The sequence below is a fragment of the Pullulanibacillus sp. KACC 23026 genome (assembly GCF_029094525.1).
In the GTDB taxonomy this organism is placed as follows: domain Bacteria; phylum Bacillota; class Bacilli; order Bacillales; family Sporolactobacillaceae; genus KACC-23026.
This window is the reverse complement of sequence record NZ_CP119107.1, coordinates 3,467,283-3,482,020: the sequence shown is the minus strand read 5'-3', so window position 1 is coordinate 3,482,020 and position 14,738 is coordinate 3,467,283. Positions and strand designations below refer to the sequence as shown.

The 14,738-nt window shown below is 43.2% G+C and carries 11 protein-coding genes; all 11 read left to right on the top strand.

From position 1 onward, the window contains the following. Positions 1 to 26: 26 nt before the first annotated feature. The 11 genes from PU629_RS16185 (at position 27) to murD (ending at position 14,733) form a co-directional block, all read left to right on the top strand. Complete coding sequence (locus tag PU629_RS16185) at positions 27 to 935, top strand: 2-dehydropantoate 2-reductase (RefSeq protein WP_275281085.1); 909 nt, start codon at positions 27 to 29, stop codon at positions 933 to 935. A 191-nt stretch (positions 936 to 1,126) separates the two neighbouring features. Then, positions 1,127 to 2,749 (top strand): bacillithiol biosynthesis cysteine-adding enzyme BshC, encoded by a 1,623-nt coding sequence (gene bshC / locus PU629_RS16180; RefSeq protein ID WP_275281084.1) that lies wholly within the window; start codon positions 1,127 to 1,129, stop codon positions 2,747 to 2,749. Between the two features lie 166 nt (positions 2,750 to 2,915). Then, a complete protein-coding gene (gene mraZ / locus PU629_RS16175) occupies positions 2,916 to 3,347 on the top strand; it encodes a division/cell wall cluster transcriptional repressor MraZ (protein WP_275281083.1) in 432 nt (143 codons plus the stop codon). Positions 3,348 to 3,452: 105 nt separating this feature from the next. Next, a complete protein-coding gene (gene rsmH / locus PU629_RS16170) occupies positions 3,453 to 4,391 on the top strand; it encodes a 16S rRNA (cytosine(1402)-N(4))-methyltransferase RsmH (protein ID WP_275281082.1) in 939 nt (312 codons plus the stop codon). A gap of 22 nt (positions 4,392 to 4,413) precedes the next feature. Beyond that, positions 4,414 to 4,779 carry a cell division protein FtsL gene (gene ftsL, locus PU629_RS16165; protein ID WP_275281081.1) on the top strand — a complete coding sequence of 122 codons (366 nt, stop codon included), beginning with the start codon at positions 4,414 to 4,416 and terminating at the stop codon, positions 4,777 to 4,779. Between the two features lie 11 nt (positions 4,780 to 4,790). Then, positions 4,791 to 6,926, top strand: a complete 2,136-nt coding sequence (locus PU629_RS16160; protein ID WP_275281080.1) for a penicillin-binding transpeptidase domain-containing protein — start codon at positions 4,791 to 4,793, stop codon at positions 6,924 to 6,926. Positions 6,927 to 7,381: 455 nt separating this feature from the next. Next, positions 7,382 to 9,319, top strand: coding sequence for a stage V sporulation protein D (locus PU629_RS16155; protein ID WP_275281079.1), 1,938 nt, complete (start codon positions 7,382 to 7,384; stop codon positions 9,317 to 9,319). A gap of 246 nt (positions 9,320 to 9,565) precedes the next feature. After that, complete coding sequence (locus tag PU629_RS16150) at positions 9,566 to 11,032, top strand: UDP-N-acetylmuramoyl-L-alanyl-D-glutamate--2,6-diaminopimelate ligase (protein WP_481900447.1); 1,467 nt, start codon at positions 9,566 to 9,568, stop codon at positions 11,030 to 11,032. Continuing rightward, complete coding sequence (locus PU629_RS16145) at positions 11,033 to 12,406, top strand: UDP-N-acetylmuramoyl-tripeptide--D-alanyl-D-alanine ligase (RefSeq protein WP_275281078.1); 1,374 nt, start codon at positions 11,033 to 11,035, stop codon at positions 12,404 to 12,406. After that, positions 12,403 to 13,374 (top strand): phospho-N-acetylmuramoyl-pentapeptide-transferase, encoded by a 972-nt coding sequence (gene mraY / locus PU629_RS16140; RefSeq protein WP_481900446.1) that lies wholly within the window; start codon positions 12,403 to 12,405, stop codon positions 13,372 to 13,374. Before PU629_RS16145 ends, mraY begins: the two co-directional genes overlap by 4 nt. Continuing rightward, complete coding sequence (gene murD, locus PU629_RS16135; RefSeq protein ID WP_275281077.1) at positions 13,375 to 14,733, top strand: UDP-N-acetylmuramoyl-L-alanine--D-glutamate ligase; 1,359 nt, start codon at positions 13,375 to 13,377, stop codon at positions 14,731 to 14,733. It abuts the gene before it with no gap. The last annotated feature ends 5 nt before the right edge of the window (positions 14,734 to 14,738 follow it).

The following is a 14,738-nucleotide window of genomic DNA, read 5'->3' as shown; positions in this document are numbered from 1 at the left end:
CTCTATATAAAAAAGGTGTGAGGAAAGTGACATCCATTGGAGTTATCGGAGCGGGCGCGATTGGGATGCTGTTGGCCTCCGTCATTAGTCAATATCAAGCAGTCAGTTTGTACGTTCGGCGGGAGGAGCAGCGTGCCTTATTAATTCAGAATGGCATCACACAATTGGATGAAGCCAATTATAAGCAGGGGATTCAAATTAAGCCTGCTGCAAGTCCATGGGAAGAGGAGTTAATGATCATAGCGGTCAAACAACCCGCCTTGCCTGCACTTTTAAAAGAACATGCTGTACCCCGTCATCCAGAACAGGCGATTGTCTTTCTCCAAAATGGAATGGGGCATCTCCCATTAATGAAAGCGCTAGACTATCAACATCTATTTGTTGGCATCGTCGAACATGGCGTTCGGAAAGTTCAGGATGATGTGATTGACTGGAATGGCAAGGGGCAGATTAAAATGGGAGTTTTTAAAGGAGATTCGGATAAAGTGAGCCGTCTTTGTCAAATCCCTTCTCTTAATGTCCAACTGGTTAAGGATTGGCAGCCTCTTCTAGAAGATAAACTCTTAGTGAATGCGATTATTAATCCGCTCACTGCACTCTATAAGATTACAAACGGAGAAGTGTTCGAGAATCCTTTTTTTCGAAGCGCAGCCCATTCTATTTTTCTAGAACTGGCGGATGCGTTAACTATTCCTGATTCGCTACGAAAAGAAAAATGGAACTATATTGAACTGGTTGGACAAGCCACTGCGAAGAATCGTTCCTCGATGCTGCAGGATTTGGATGCCAACCGCAAGACGGAAATTGACGCAATTTTAGGTTATATGATGACACAACACCCCTCTCTCCCAAAACCATTAACCTCTTTTTTATATCATTCCATCAAAGGTTTGGAAGGCGTTCGATCTGTTAATGCTAATTTTAAGGAAGAGTAAGCGTCATTTTTGGGGTCTGCCCAAAACTTTGATATACTCTAGTGTGAAAAGAAAATCGAAGCGTTTTTTCAAACCTCCGACAAGTTTTTTTGCGTATGATGGTTATTTTTAGGAAAATTAAAATAAACAGTTGTCACGATAGACATTAAAGTCTTTAGCAACATAGATTAGAGAGGGGATTAACAGGTCATATGGATGTAAAGCTCATTGATCTTCCAAAGCCAAGCCCATTGGTGGAAGCCTATAGCGCGTCATCACCAACTATCCATGCTTTTTTTGATTATGATTATAACAGCGAGGCATCTTATCAAAAACGGTTGGAAGAGTTATCAGCAAGACCGTATAAGCGGGCAGAACTCGTTCAAGTTTTAACTCAATTTAATCAGAGGCTTTCAGCGCCATCTCAAGTATTTGAAAACATTAATCGTTTGACTAAACCCAATTCTGTTGTCGTAGTTGGAGGACAACAAGCAGGATTATTAACGGGTCCTATCTTTACCATACATAAATGTTTGGCGATTCTTCAGCTGGCGAGAGAGAAAGAGGAACAATTGAAAGTTCCCGTTGTTCCCGTGTTCTGGATTGCTGGAGAGGATCATGATTTTGCTGAAGTGAACCATGTCTTTTTCTATCAGCAAAACAGTCTTCGCAAATTTCCTTTTAAAATAAAAGGAAGCGGACAGTCGGCTGTCTCGGATCTTCCCTATAATCCTGATGAATTGGAAAAGTGGGTCGAAGAGGTTTTTAGAGCCTTTGGAGAAACCGAGTTTACAGAAGAGCTTCTGAAACAGGTTAAGCAAACGGTTAGAGAAGCGGATACGCTTGTGAGCTTTTTTGGCCGCTTAATCCATCAGCTTTTTGGAAAGTATGGCCTCGTTTTAATGGATTCAGCAGATCCGCATCTGAGAAAGATAGAATCTTCCTATTTCGCTGAGATGATTGATCGATCTGAGAAAATTGCAACGGGAGTGACGAGCCAGCTTGAAAGACTGAAGCAGGCGGGTTATACGGTTCAATTGGATCAAACCGATCAAAGTGCTAACCTCTTTGTCACCCATGAACAGCAACGGATCCTATTAACGCGTGATCAAGGCGATTTTGTGAATACGGATAAAGGATTTCGTAAAACGAAAGAAGAGCTGCTTGGCTTAACGGAATGCGCCCCTCATCTTTTGAGCAATAATGTGGTCACACGCCCTTTGATGCAGGATTTGGTTCTCCCGACGCTCGCTTTCGTTGCCGGCCCAGGGGAGATTGCTTATTGGTCGGCCTTGCAGCCTGCTTTTCATAGTTTGGGTATTTTAATGCCGCCGGTTGTCCCGCGTTTTCACTTAGTAATGGTTAATCGCCAGGCAGAAAAATGGCTTCAGGAAAAGAATTTAACGGTAGAGGATGTTCTGAAGGGCAAGCTTCGGGATAAAAAAGAGGAATGGTTAAAGGCACAGCATGAATGGGAAGTCGACCGTTATTTTGAAACGGCTCGCGAGGCAATGAAAACGGCCTATCAGCCTTATAAGGAACTGGCCGTTCAAATTCATTCAGAACTGAATGAATTAAGCCGTTCAAACTGGGATCGGATTGAGCACCAGATGGATTATTTAAAGAAACAAATGGAACGTTATATCCGCGTGCGCCATCAAACAGAATTATCACGATTCGATTATTTAGAAGCGCAATTATTTCCAAACAATGGACCGCAAGAAAGAAGCTGGTCGGTTTATGCTTTTCTAAATGAATATGGACCGGATCTCGTCGATCGACTGATGAAAGAGCGCTATTCATACAACGGTCGACAATATGCGGTATTTCTCTAAGATTATTTTGTGAAAATGAAAGAATTAACGAGAAATCTAACGAAACCTTTTTTGAAAATCCTGCTGATTTTAGCAGGATTTTTTTTGGTTAAAACGAATTTTATAAATATAGTGGAGGAAAGTGGGGGATTGTGGTAGAGTTAGGGAAGAAAGTGAGGAAGAGACCATGTTCATGGGTGAATACCAACATGCCATTGATGAAAAAGGGCGGATGATTGTGCCTGCCAAATTTCGTGATGATCTTGGAAGCACGTTTGTTTTGACACGCGGATTGGATCAATGTGTATTTGGTTACCCTATGGAAGAATGGAAGCTCCTCGAACAAAAACTCAAAAATCTACCTTTTACTAAAAAAGATGCACGTGCCTTCACTCGATTCTTTTTCTCAGGTGCTGTGGAATGCCAATTGGACAAGCAAGGCCGGGTTAATCTTTCGCAGCCGCTTAGAGAACATGCCAAACTAGAAAAAGACTGTGTTGTAATCGGCGTATCCAACAGGATTGAGATATGGAGCAAAGAGGTTTGGGAAGGCTATTATGAAGAGTCTGAAGCCTCCTTTGAACAGATTTCAGAGAGCTTACTCGACTTTGATCTCTAACTCGTTCAAGTGGCGTGTTAGGTGGTTTTAGAAATTTTTTTTTATTCCCGGATCATGGCGGGAACCCAACCAAACGTCTAAAAAATCTTGGAGATGACTAGCAGCATGTTTGAACATATTACGGTTTTAAAAGACGAAGCTATTGAAGGGTTGAACATTAAACCAGATGGGATTTACGTGGATTGTACATTGGGCGGCGGCGGTCATAGCGAAGCGATTCTTCGCAGGCTGACGACAGGACATCTCTATGCCTTTGATCAAGATGAGACAGCGGTCAAAGCAGGGGGAGAACGTCTACAAAAAGTTTCCAGCCAATGGACTATTATTCCTCGTAATTTCAAGTACATAAAGGAAGCTCTTCATGATCAAGGCGTTAACGAAGTGGATGGCGTGCTTTATGATCTAGGGGTCTCGTCACCTCAGTTTGATATTGGTGAACGCGGTTTTAGTTATCAACATGATGGCCCTCTCGATATGCGAATGAATCGCGAGCAGTCCTTGACCGCAAAAGAGATCGTCAATGAGTGGTCTTATCAAGAGCTCATTCGTATTTTTTTTCGTTATGGAGAAGAAAAATTCGCCAAGTCCATAGCCCGAATGATTGAAAAGGAACGTGAACAAAGGCCGATTCAGACAACTTCTGAATTAGTGGAATTAATTAAGGCAGGCATACCTGCCGCTGCCCGAAGAAAAGGCGGGCACCCGGCCAAACGCGTTTTTCAAGCCTTACGAATCGCTGTAAATGATGAACTGAAGGTGTTTGAAGAATCGCTTGAGCAAGCCATCGAGCTTGTTAAAGTAGGCGGACGCCTTTCAGTCATTACCTTTCATTCATTAGAGGATCGTTTATGCAAACAAATTTTTGCTGATTACAGCAAGGGAATTGAACTCCCGCCAGGTATGCCAGCTATACCTGAGGGCGGTGAGCCGATTCTCAAGCTTGTGAATCGAAAACCAATTGTCGCAACCGAAACGGAACAGACAGAAAATCGCCGTTCTCGTTCAGCTAAGTTAAGAATTGCCGAAAAAATAAATACGAGATAAAGTCTGAGAGAGGGGAAATAAGATGAGCTTAGCTCCACAAAGATTAAGAGAAAATGAAACTGTCCGCCGGTCCCGAGTAACAGAACCTCAAATGGAGCCTCAAGTTCTCCCAAGGAAACGAATTACTAAAGGGGAAAAAGTCTTATGGGGATTGGGAGTAATTACCGTTTTTATTCTTTGTATCACCATTGTTTCAAATGCGACCGCCTTATATAATGAAACTAAACAAGTCAGCCAGCTGCAAACGAAAATTGAGACGATCTCAAGCACCAATACGGGGCTTAGAACACAAATCTCTCAATTAAGTGCTCCAGAACGCATTATTAATTATGCAAAGGACAAGCTTGGTATGACTCTTGATGTTAAGAACGTAAAAGTCGTGAAGTAAGGCGTGGTGACATGTTTCCAACAAAAAATAAAACGATAAATCGGTGGGCCGCTTTCTTGGCCCTCATCTTTATCCTAGCCTTTGGTTCTATTTGGATGCGCTTTGTGTATCTCGCTCATTCCAAAACAGTCAGCGGTAAGGACCTTTTGGATGTAGGTAAGAAACAGTGGACAACGGTCAAATTAATAGATGCTCAAAGGGGCGAAATCTTAGGCAGAGACGGAGCTGTATTAGCTCATGACGTCCCTGCCTATACAGTTGTTGCCGTTCTTTCGAAGGATGCCCCTTCTCATGTGAAGAATAAGGAGAAAACGGCTCGAGAGCTCGCGCCTATCCTGCATACCGATGAATCAACCCTCTTGAATTATATGCAAAAAGATAAGTTTCAGGTTCAATTTGGGTCAGCTGGAACGAAGATTAGCTATGATCAAGAGCAGCAAATCGAAAAACTGAAATTGCCCGGAATCGAGTTTATCAAGTCCTCCAAACGCGATTATCCAAATGGCTCATTTGCCTCTTATTTACTTGGATTTACGTCGCAGGACCCTGAGAACGATCAACAGACAGGGGTGTATGGACTTGAAAAATCGCTTAACTCTTATTTGAGTGAAACGGACGGAAGCATTAAATTCTATAGTGACAGCCAAGGGAATTTAATGCCGGATGGCAATCAAAAGATTAAAAAGCCGAAAAACGGGGACAATGTTACTCTCACGATTGATAAAAATATCCAATCGGTTCTTGAGGAGACGATGAGCCAGGTTCAAAAAGATTATGACCCCAAAAGTATGGTAGGGATCGTCATGGATCCTAAGACAGGGGCTATACTCGGGATGTCATCGCGTCCAACTTTTAATCCAAACCAGCGTGACATTACAAACTACTATAATAATGCGATTTCGGACCCTTTTGAGCCAGGTTCTGTTATGAAAATTTTCACGTTATCCGCTGCCGTTAACGAAGGGGTTTGGAACAGTAACGCCACTTATCCTTCAGGCACTTATACGGTAGATGGTACGCCGATTCACGACTGGAATCCGAACGGTTGGGGCACTATCACGTTTCAACAAGGCTTGGATCGCTCGTCGAACGTGGCGTTTTCAAGAGTCGAGAATATTTTGTTGGGCCCGACGAAATTTAAGAAGTACATTAAAGCGTTTGGCCTCACACAAAAGACGGGGATCGATTTGCCGAATGAACAGAACAGTATAGTTAACTTGGATAATCGTGTCGATTCGGCAGAGGCCAGCTTTGGACAGGGCTCTGCTTTCACACCGATTCAGCTTGTTCAGGCGGCTTCGGCTGTAGCCAATAATGGAACGATGATGAAACCTTATGTGGTTCAAAAAATTACCAACCCAGATACGAATAAGGTGATTAAAGAGACCAAACCGACAGTTGCTGGTCACCCGATTACCGCTGCAACGGCAAAAGAAGTAAGAGATTTATTAAGAGGGGTTGTAAGTAATACTTCTATTGGAACAGGTACTGCGTACAATATTCCAGGTTACCAGGTGATTGGGAAAACAGGAACAGCGCAAATTTGGCAAAATGGCCATTATCTGACGGGAGTCGATAATTATTGGTTTTCATTTTTGGGGATGGCACCGCAAAAAAATCCAAAGCTGATTGTTTACGTAGCCATTAAACAACCCCATCTTAAACAGTCTGAAAACTACTCGGAATCAGCGCCCATTGCTAAAATTTTTAATCCGGTTATGAAGACAGGACTTGAATACATGTCGATCTCTCCGGATGGAGGAACCGTTAATAAGGGCGAACAAGCGAAGCCTGAACCAACTGTTAAGGTTGGACAATGGTCGGGCAAGTCGATCGCTGAGGCACAAACTGAGCTGGAGAATGACGGCTTGAAAGTGGTAACGCTAGGAAGTGGAAACGTGACCGCCCAATCCATCACAGCCGGTATGAAGGTATTTGAGGGAAGTCAAATCATTTTAGTTGGCGATGGCTCGATTAGCTTGCCGGACTTAACCAATTGGTCGCTGAATGATGTCCTATCCCTTTGCCAGTTGCTCGATCTCCAACCAAAGATAGAAGGAAATGGCTTTGTTGTTAGCCAATCAATCAAACCAGATACGATTGTCAAAAATGGAGATACGCTTAAAGTCACCTTGAAATCCCCTTAAACCAACTTTAGGAAAAAACTTGTTTTTTATAAGAAAGGCATCCGATATGGGTGTCTTTTTTTTGCTTATTGAGCTGTATTGAAATAAATTAGCTGAATGCGGTCGCGGTCGATCACCCTCGTGGTGCATTTAACGGCGCCAGGGGGAGCACAAATAAAAAATGATGTTACGCCTAAAGCTTCCCTTGTCCACCATTTTGGTTCTCATCTCATCCATTTTCGAGGGCAAGCCTGTCTTGCACACTCGTGCGTAGGAGCCTCACACGCTTTTTGCGCTCGGCACCGGTTCATTAGGTGCGTTGGAGCCCTCCATCGCATGCCGTATCTTTTATTCAGATAAGAGGGCAAATGATCCTGTTTTTTCTTATGAAAATAGTCAGTTGCTCCTATCTTGTCCTTCTAAAATGTCCAAGCTTTGCATATATGTATACAAGCTTAAAGTGGGAGGGGCCTGATTTGCGAGTATCAAATGTTACAGTGAGAAAACGTCTAATCTTCATACTTATTTTTGGTTTATTGGTATTTGGGGGCTTTATTATTCGACTTGGCTATGTTCAAATTTTTATGAACAATTGGCTCACTCAGAAAGCCTTAGATTCATGGAGTAAAGAAATTCCTTACGCGGCAGAACGGGGGGATATTCTCGATCGGAATGGAAACGTGCTCGCTACGAATGAGAGTCGCCCAACCGTCTTAATTGTGCCGAGGCAAGTTCGAAATCCTGCCAAAACAGCGAGAGCTCTTGCAAAGGTCTTAGGTGCTTCTGACGAAAAGGTCTATAAGACAATCACTAAGAAGGCTTTGTCGGTGTATATTAACCCAGAAGGAAAGAAAATCAGTAATGAAAAGGCTCTGGAAATTAAGAAGCTTAACCTTCCGGGTGTGTTTATTGCTGAAGATTTTAAGCGAAGTTATCCGAATGGCAGCTTCCTGTCCCATGTGTTAGGGTTTGCTGGGATCGATAACCAGGGTTTGACGGGTTTAGAGTCCTATTATGATGCTTTACTTAAAGGAATGTCTGGGCATGTCAATTTTTTCTCAGATGCTCAAGGAAACCGGATGTCGTCATTAAAGGATACTTATACGCCGCCAAAAGATGGGCTCAATCTACAATTGACCATTGATGAAAAGGTTCAAAAGATCATTGAACGGGAATTGGATAATGCCGAATCGAAATATCATCCAGAAGGAGAAATTGCCATTGCCATGAATCCGAATACAGGTGAAATTCTTGGTATGGCATCACGCCCTGATTTTAACCCTGAGAATTATCAAGAAGTCACCCAAGATGTGTATAACCACAATCTCCCAGTGTGGAAAACTTATGAGCCGGGCTCCACTTTTAAGGTCATTACTTTGGCTGCGGCACTTCAAGAAGATAAGGTCGATTTGAAAAATGAAGACTTTTATGATCCAGGGTATATTGACGTAGCAGGGACGAATCTCCACTGCTGGAAACGGGGTGGCCATGGTTCCGAAACCTTCATGCAAGTTGTTGAAAATTCCTGCAACCCTGGTTTTGTTGAACTCGGTCAACGCTTAGGAAAGGATAAACTCCTGCAGTATATTAATGCATTTGGATTTGGCCAAAAAACGGGAATTGATTTACAAGGAGAGGCAAAAGGAATCTTATTTAGTCCTGACCGCATGGGGCCACTTGAAACGGCTACTACTGCGTTTGGTCAAGGGGTGTCTGTCACACCGATTCAGCAAGTTGCAGCCGTTTCCGCTGCCGTTAATGGCGGTTATCTCTACACGCCATACATCGCAAAGGACTGGATTGATCCTGATACAGGTGAGGTAGTGAGCCAAAACAGTCCTGTCATGAAGCGACAAGTTATTTCTTCGGCGACGTCAAAAAAAGTGCGAGAGGCACTTGAAAGCGTTGTGGCAAACGGAACAGGCCGTAATGCTTATCAGGACGGCTGGCGGATCGGCGGGAAAACAGGAACGGCTCAAAAAGTAGAAAATGGTCACTATCTGAAAAATAATTACATCCTCTCATTTATGGGATTCGCCCCGGCCGATGATCCTCAGATTGTCGTGTATGTCGCGATCGACCATCCGAAGTATACGGTGCAATTCGGTGGTACCGTTGCTGCACCTATTGCCGGTCGGATTATTGCTGATAGTCTCAGTGCCATGGGAGTCAAACAACGGACAAACGGGATGCCAAAAGAAGAGCGATACGGTGATCCAGTAACGGTTAAAGTACCTAACCTTATTGGCAAAACAAAGAAGCAAATCAGTCAAAGCTACTATGATCTTAAAATTCTATCAAACGGACAGGGAGACAAGGTTGTCAGGCAAGCACCGAAGCCAGGAACAAAAGTTGAAGCAGGCTCGTCCATACGTGTTTATTTTGAAGGAACGGCTGATAAAGACAAAAAATAGATACAGGGGGGTCTGACCCCTCTAAGCCGCTTTTTCTTCAGTTAGCGGGGGACAAACCCCAACAAGTCACGATTTTTGATCGTAGGGGTCTGACCCCTTTTTTATTTGTTTTCCTAATTATTCCATTGTTTTGAAGGACTCTTTGTAATTATTGTTCCTGACATTTTCAAGTTGATAAACAAGTGGTAAAATGGAAACTTGAAAGAGTTCGGGGAGAACGAGATCTTTCAATTGGAGGTTATATCAGTGGAATTAGATACGTTATTGCATACAATGAACTATTATAGAAAGGATCGTGAGGAGAACCCTGTTATTACATCGATCGAGATGGATTCACGGAAGGTGACTCCAGGCTCTCTTTTTGTCTGTATTAAAGGTCAGTCTTTTGATGGTCATCGCTTTGTTGAAGATGTGATTGAAAAAGGGGCGGTCGCGATCGTGGCAGAAGTACCTGTCGATTCATCGGTCCCTGTGATTTATGTTTCCGATACTAGGAGAACGTTAGCGCTGCTTTCGGATGCCTTTTTTGGGCAGCCAAGCCACCAACTTCATCTTATCGGTGTTACTGGGACGAACGGTAAAACAACTGTGACACAATTAATTCAGCATATTCAACAGGAAACTGGAAAATCCAGTGGTGTTATTGGAACAATCGGCATTCATTTCAATAATACTGAAATTCCTGTTTCTAATACGACACCAGAATCGGTAGACCTGCAGAGAGTTTTTCGCCAAATGGTGGATGCGGGCGTCGAAACCTGTGCAATGGAGGTTTCCTCACACGCGCTTGATCAAGGCCGTGTAAGAGGACTTGATTTTAACATCGGTGTGTTTACAAACCTTACTCAGGACCATCTTGATTATCATCACACAATGGAAAACTACTTGCATGCAAAATCGCTTCTATTTTCTCAATTGGGAAATACATATCAATTAGATTCAATGAAGCTTGCAATTTTTAATGAAGATGATGAGGCGTCCAAATTTTTAAAACGGGTGACCTCTGCCGAAGTACTAACATATGGAATTGATCAGGCTGCGGATTTTCAGGCACGTCACATTTCGATCACGGGTCAAGGGACATCGTTTGAATGGGTGACTCCGGATGCTGTTTATCCTGTTCATATGAAATTAATTGGTAAGTTTAGTGTCTATAATGTGCTTGCTGCGGGATTAGCGTGCTATGCGAGCGGTCTATCGATGCATGACATTATTAAGGCTGTCGAGGGGATGAAGGGTGTCCCAGGCCGTTTCGAGCCAGTTGTCGGCGGACAGCCGTTTGCTGTCATTGTGGATTATTCCCATACACCGGATAGCTTAGAAAATGCCTTGAAGGCGATTCATGCTTTCGTAAAGGGGAAAATTATTACGGTGGTTGGTTGCGGTGGTGACCGCGATCGGAAAAAACGACCTATTATGGCAAATAAGTCGATCGAACTCAGCAATTATTCGATTTTTACTTCAGATAATCCACGGACGGAAGACCCCGTAAAAATCATTGAAGAAATGGTTGAAGGACTTCCTGAAGAGGCTGACTATGAGGTTATCGTGGATCGCCGAATGGCCATTAATCAAGCGATCAGCCTTGCAACGGATGAAGACGTGGTCCTTATTGCCGGAAAAGGGCATGAAACATATCAAATTATTGGGACAGACATCTTAGCATTCGATGATCGACAGGTTGCCATGGAGGCAATAAAGGAGCGTTTCTAAATGGGAATTCGAGCAGGAGTGTTTTACCCAATTGCCGAAGAGGTGATTGGGAACTATAATTTAGAGGCAGAGTGGACCGTTAATACGGATAGCCGGAAACCGGTTCCTGACAGCCTTTTCTTCCCTATTGTAGGGGAGCGATTTGATGGTCACGATCATTTGCTTGAGGCCATTCATAATGGAGCGAAGGCTGCGTTCTGGCAAAAAGATGTTCCTGTACCTCAAGCACTGCCAGATGATTTTCCATTATTTATGGTTGAGGATACCCTTAAAGCTTTGCAGGAGAGTGCGAAACATTATCTTAAGCTGACCCATCCAATTGTAATTGGTGTGACGGGAAGCAATGGAAAGACCACCACTAAGGATTTAGTTGAAGCGGTTCTGACACAGAAATTTCGAACTCATAAAACACAAGGGAATTTTAATAATCACATTGGACTTCCACTCACCATTTTAAGTATGCCGAAAGACACTGAGGCACTTATCTTGGAGATGGGGATGAATCATTTTGGCGAAATTGATGTACTGACCCGCATTGCTAATCCTGATTTTGCGATTATCACCAATATCGGAGAATCCCATATTGAATATTTAGGATCGCGTGAGGGGATTGCAAAAGCGAAATTGGAAATTTTGAATGGCTTAAAACCAGATGGCGTCTTTATTTGTGATGGAGATGAACCGCTTCTCACTCAAGCCGCAACGAATCAACGCTCCATCAGGGTGGGTTACTCGGAAACCTGCACGGCGCACATTTCTTCTGTTCAGTTAAACAGCAAGGGATCTGAGTTTGTATTTGATGGACATCTTTACCATGTTCCTTTATATGGTAAGCATAACATTAAGAATGCCGCATATGCTTTGGCACTTGCTGAACAATTACAAATTAGCCCAGCGCAATGCCAAACAGCATTGGCTCATTTAACCATTACAGCCATGCGCTTTGAGGTGACAGCGGGACCTAAGGGTACGATGATCATAAATGATGCCTATAATGCCAGCCCCACTTCGATGATCGCAAGCTTGGAAACTTTAAAGGAACTTAGCGGTTTTGAAAAAGTTGTTGCAGTTCTCGGGGATATGTATGAGTTAGGGCCTGATGAAGAAGCCCTCCATAGAAAGGTTGCCGACTGTCTGGCTGCGCCGATTACAGATGTCGTAACCATAGGACCAAAGGCGCGATGGATTGCTGACGAGCTGAAAAAGCGGCCTTCGTCTGTTCAAATTCATGAATATCAAATGAAAGAAGATGCGATTCCTTTGTTGTTATCATTTTTAGGAGAAAAAACGGTTATGCTTTTTAAAGCTTCAAGAGGAATGAAACTGGAGACCTTAATCCAAGACTTACAAAGAGAAGGAGGGATCTCCAAATGATGATCCTTCTTTTTATGACATTACTGCTTGCCTTTCTAATTGCTGTTATTTTATCACCGCTGTTTATTCCTTTTCTGCGTCGGATGAAATTTGGTCAATATATCCGTGAAGAAGGGCCTAAGAGTCACCAGAAAAAAGCCGGAACACCAACTATGGGTGGTGTGGTGATTGTTATCTCTGCCGCACTTGCTGCCATTTATGAAAGTCTTTCCCATCAGTTAATGTCAACTGAAATTGGCTTATTGCTTTTCTTAACCGTTGCTTACGGGCTTATCGGTTTCCTTGATGATTTTATTAAGGTAGTCATGAAGCGAAATCTTGGACTTACTTCAAAACAAAAGCTGTTCGCTCAAATTGTGGTTGCCATTATTTTTGATAGTGTTATTTATCATTTGAAGCTTTCAACACAGCTAACGATTCCGGGCACCCATATTGAGATCCCGTTGTCATGGGGCTATATGATTCTTGTAGTCATCATGCTTTTAGGGACGTCGAATGGGACGAATCTAACAGACGGAATGGATGGGCTTCTTACGGGAACCGCTACAGTAGCCTTCGCTGCTTTTGCAATTATTGCTTATTATCAAAATCAATTTGATATCACGCTTTTCTGTATGGCGATGACAGGTGCCTTGCTTGGTTTCCTAGTCTTTAATGCTCATCCTGCTAAGGTGTTTATGGGTGATACAGGGTCGCTTGCTATTGGCGGAGCACTTGCCGGAGTTTCAATCCTTACGAAGTCGGAAATACTCTTGATTGTGATTGGCGGGATCTTCGTGATTGAAACGCTATCCGTTATGATCCAAGTGGCATCTTTTAAAACAACGGGAAAACGCGTGTTCAAAATGAGTCCTCTCCACCATCATTATGAATTATCCGGATGGTCAGAGTGGCGTATTGTCTCAACGTTTTGGGTAGTCGGTTTATTATTTGCCGTAATAGGAATTTATACAAAGGTGTGGCTATAGATGAAAGACATCAAGACTTATACAGGTCAATATATCCTAGTTCTAGGATTAGCTAAGAGCGGCTATGCCGCTGCCAAGATGCTTCATAAATTGGGGGCTAAGGTCGTGATTAACGACCGTTCGACGCTCTCAGAGGATCCGAAGGCGAAGGAACTTAAACAATTAGGCATACAAATAGTGGACGGCGGTCATCCGCTTTCACTTCTCGATGGGGATCTGAAACTCATCGTTAAAAATCCGGGTATTCCTTATTCCAATCCGCTTTTAGTAGAAGCGGTTAAACGCGAGATTCCAATTATTACTGAAGTGGAGCTTGCTTATCAGCTTTCGGAAGCGCCTTTTATTGGAATAACAGGGTCCAATGGGAAGACAACCACTACTATGTTAATTGGTGATATGTTAAAGATGGGAAATAAGAAGCCTATTGTGGCGGGCAATATTGGGACTGTCTTGACTGAAGTGGTTCAAGATGCAACCGCTGATCAGGTCCTAGTAGCCGAGCTTTCAAGCTTTCAATTGCTAGGTACGAAGACCTTTCATCCGCGAATCGCAGTATTCTTGAATTTATTTGATGCTCATTTGGATTATCACGGGACTAAGGAAGCCTACGGACAAGCCAAACTCGCGATCAGTCAAAATCAATCAAAGGAAGATTATCTGGTATACAATGCCGATGATGAAGAAGTCACGAGGCTCATTCAGCCCCTTTCTGTTACAAAGGTGCCTTTTAGTGTAAAGAATCTAATGGATGAAAAAGGTGCTTATTATTTGAATGGGGGCCTTTATTTTGAGGGCGAATTGATTGTGAGTGCCGAGGACTTAGCGATGCCAAAAGGCGAGCATAACATTGCGAATGCACTTGCCGCCGCCGCTGCTGCAAAGCTGTATGGGGTTAGTACAGAAGCGATCAGGAAAACCCTTCATACTTTTTCTGGTGTCCCTCACCGCTTAGAATATATTGGAGCGGTTCATGAACGCAAATTTTATAATGACTCAAAGGCGACCAACATCCTTGCCACCTCAAAGGCCCTCAGCGCTTTTCAGGAGCCTATTATTTTGTTGGCAGGGGGACTTGATCGCGGCAATGATTTTGACAGCCTCATTCCCTACCTCGAGAATGTGAAGGCACTTGTCGCATTTGGAGAAACCAAAGCGAAATTAATGGATGCAGCTGAAAAAGCAGGTGTGAAACAGATTATTCCGGTCGATAATGTGGAGGATGCGGTACCCGTTTCTTATAAACTTTCAACGGCAGGAGACGTGATTCTTCTATCTCCAGCCTGTGCAAGTTGGGATCAATATCGATCTTTTGAGGAACGCGGAGACATGTTTACGAAGCAGGTGCATATGCTGAAGTAGACAGG

Coding starts and splice junctions, on each gene's coding strand:
- rsmH (WP_275281082.1), top strand. CDS start 3,453: ATGTTTGAACATATTACGGTTTTAAAAGACGAAGCTATTGAAGGGTTG.
- bshC (WP_275281084.1), top strand. CDS start 1,127: ATGGATGTAAAGCTCATTGATCTTCCAAAGCCAAGCCCATTGGTGGAA.
- PU629_RS16145 (WP_275281078.1), top strand. CDS start 11,033: ATGGGAATTCGAGCAGGAGTGTTTTACCCAATTGCCGAAGAGGTGATT.
- ftsL (WP_275281081.1), top strand. CDS start 4,414: ATGAGCTTAGCTCCACAAAGATTAAGAGAAAATGAAACTGTCCGCCGG.
- PU629_RS16160 (WP_275281080.1), top strand. CDS start 4,791: ATGTTTCCAACAAAAAATAAAACGATAAATCGGTGGGCCGCTTTCTTG.
- mraZ (WP_275281083.1), top strand. CDS start 2,916: ATGTTCATGGGTGAATACCAACATGCCATTGATGAAAAAGGGCGGATG.
- mraY (WP_481900446.1), top strand. CDS start 12,403: ATGATGATCCTTCTTTTTATGACATTACTGCTTGCCTTTCTAATTGCT.
- murD (WP_275281077.1), top strand. CDS start 13,375: ATGAAAGACATCAAGACTTATACAGGTCAATATATCCTAGTTCTAGGA.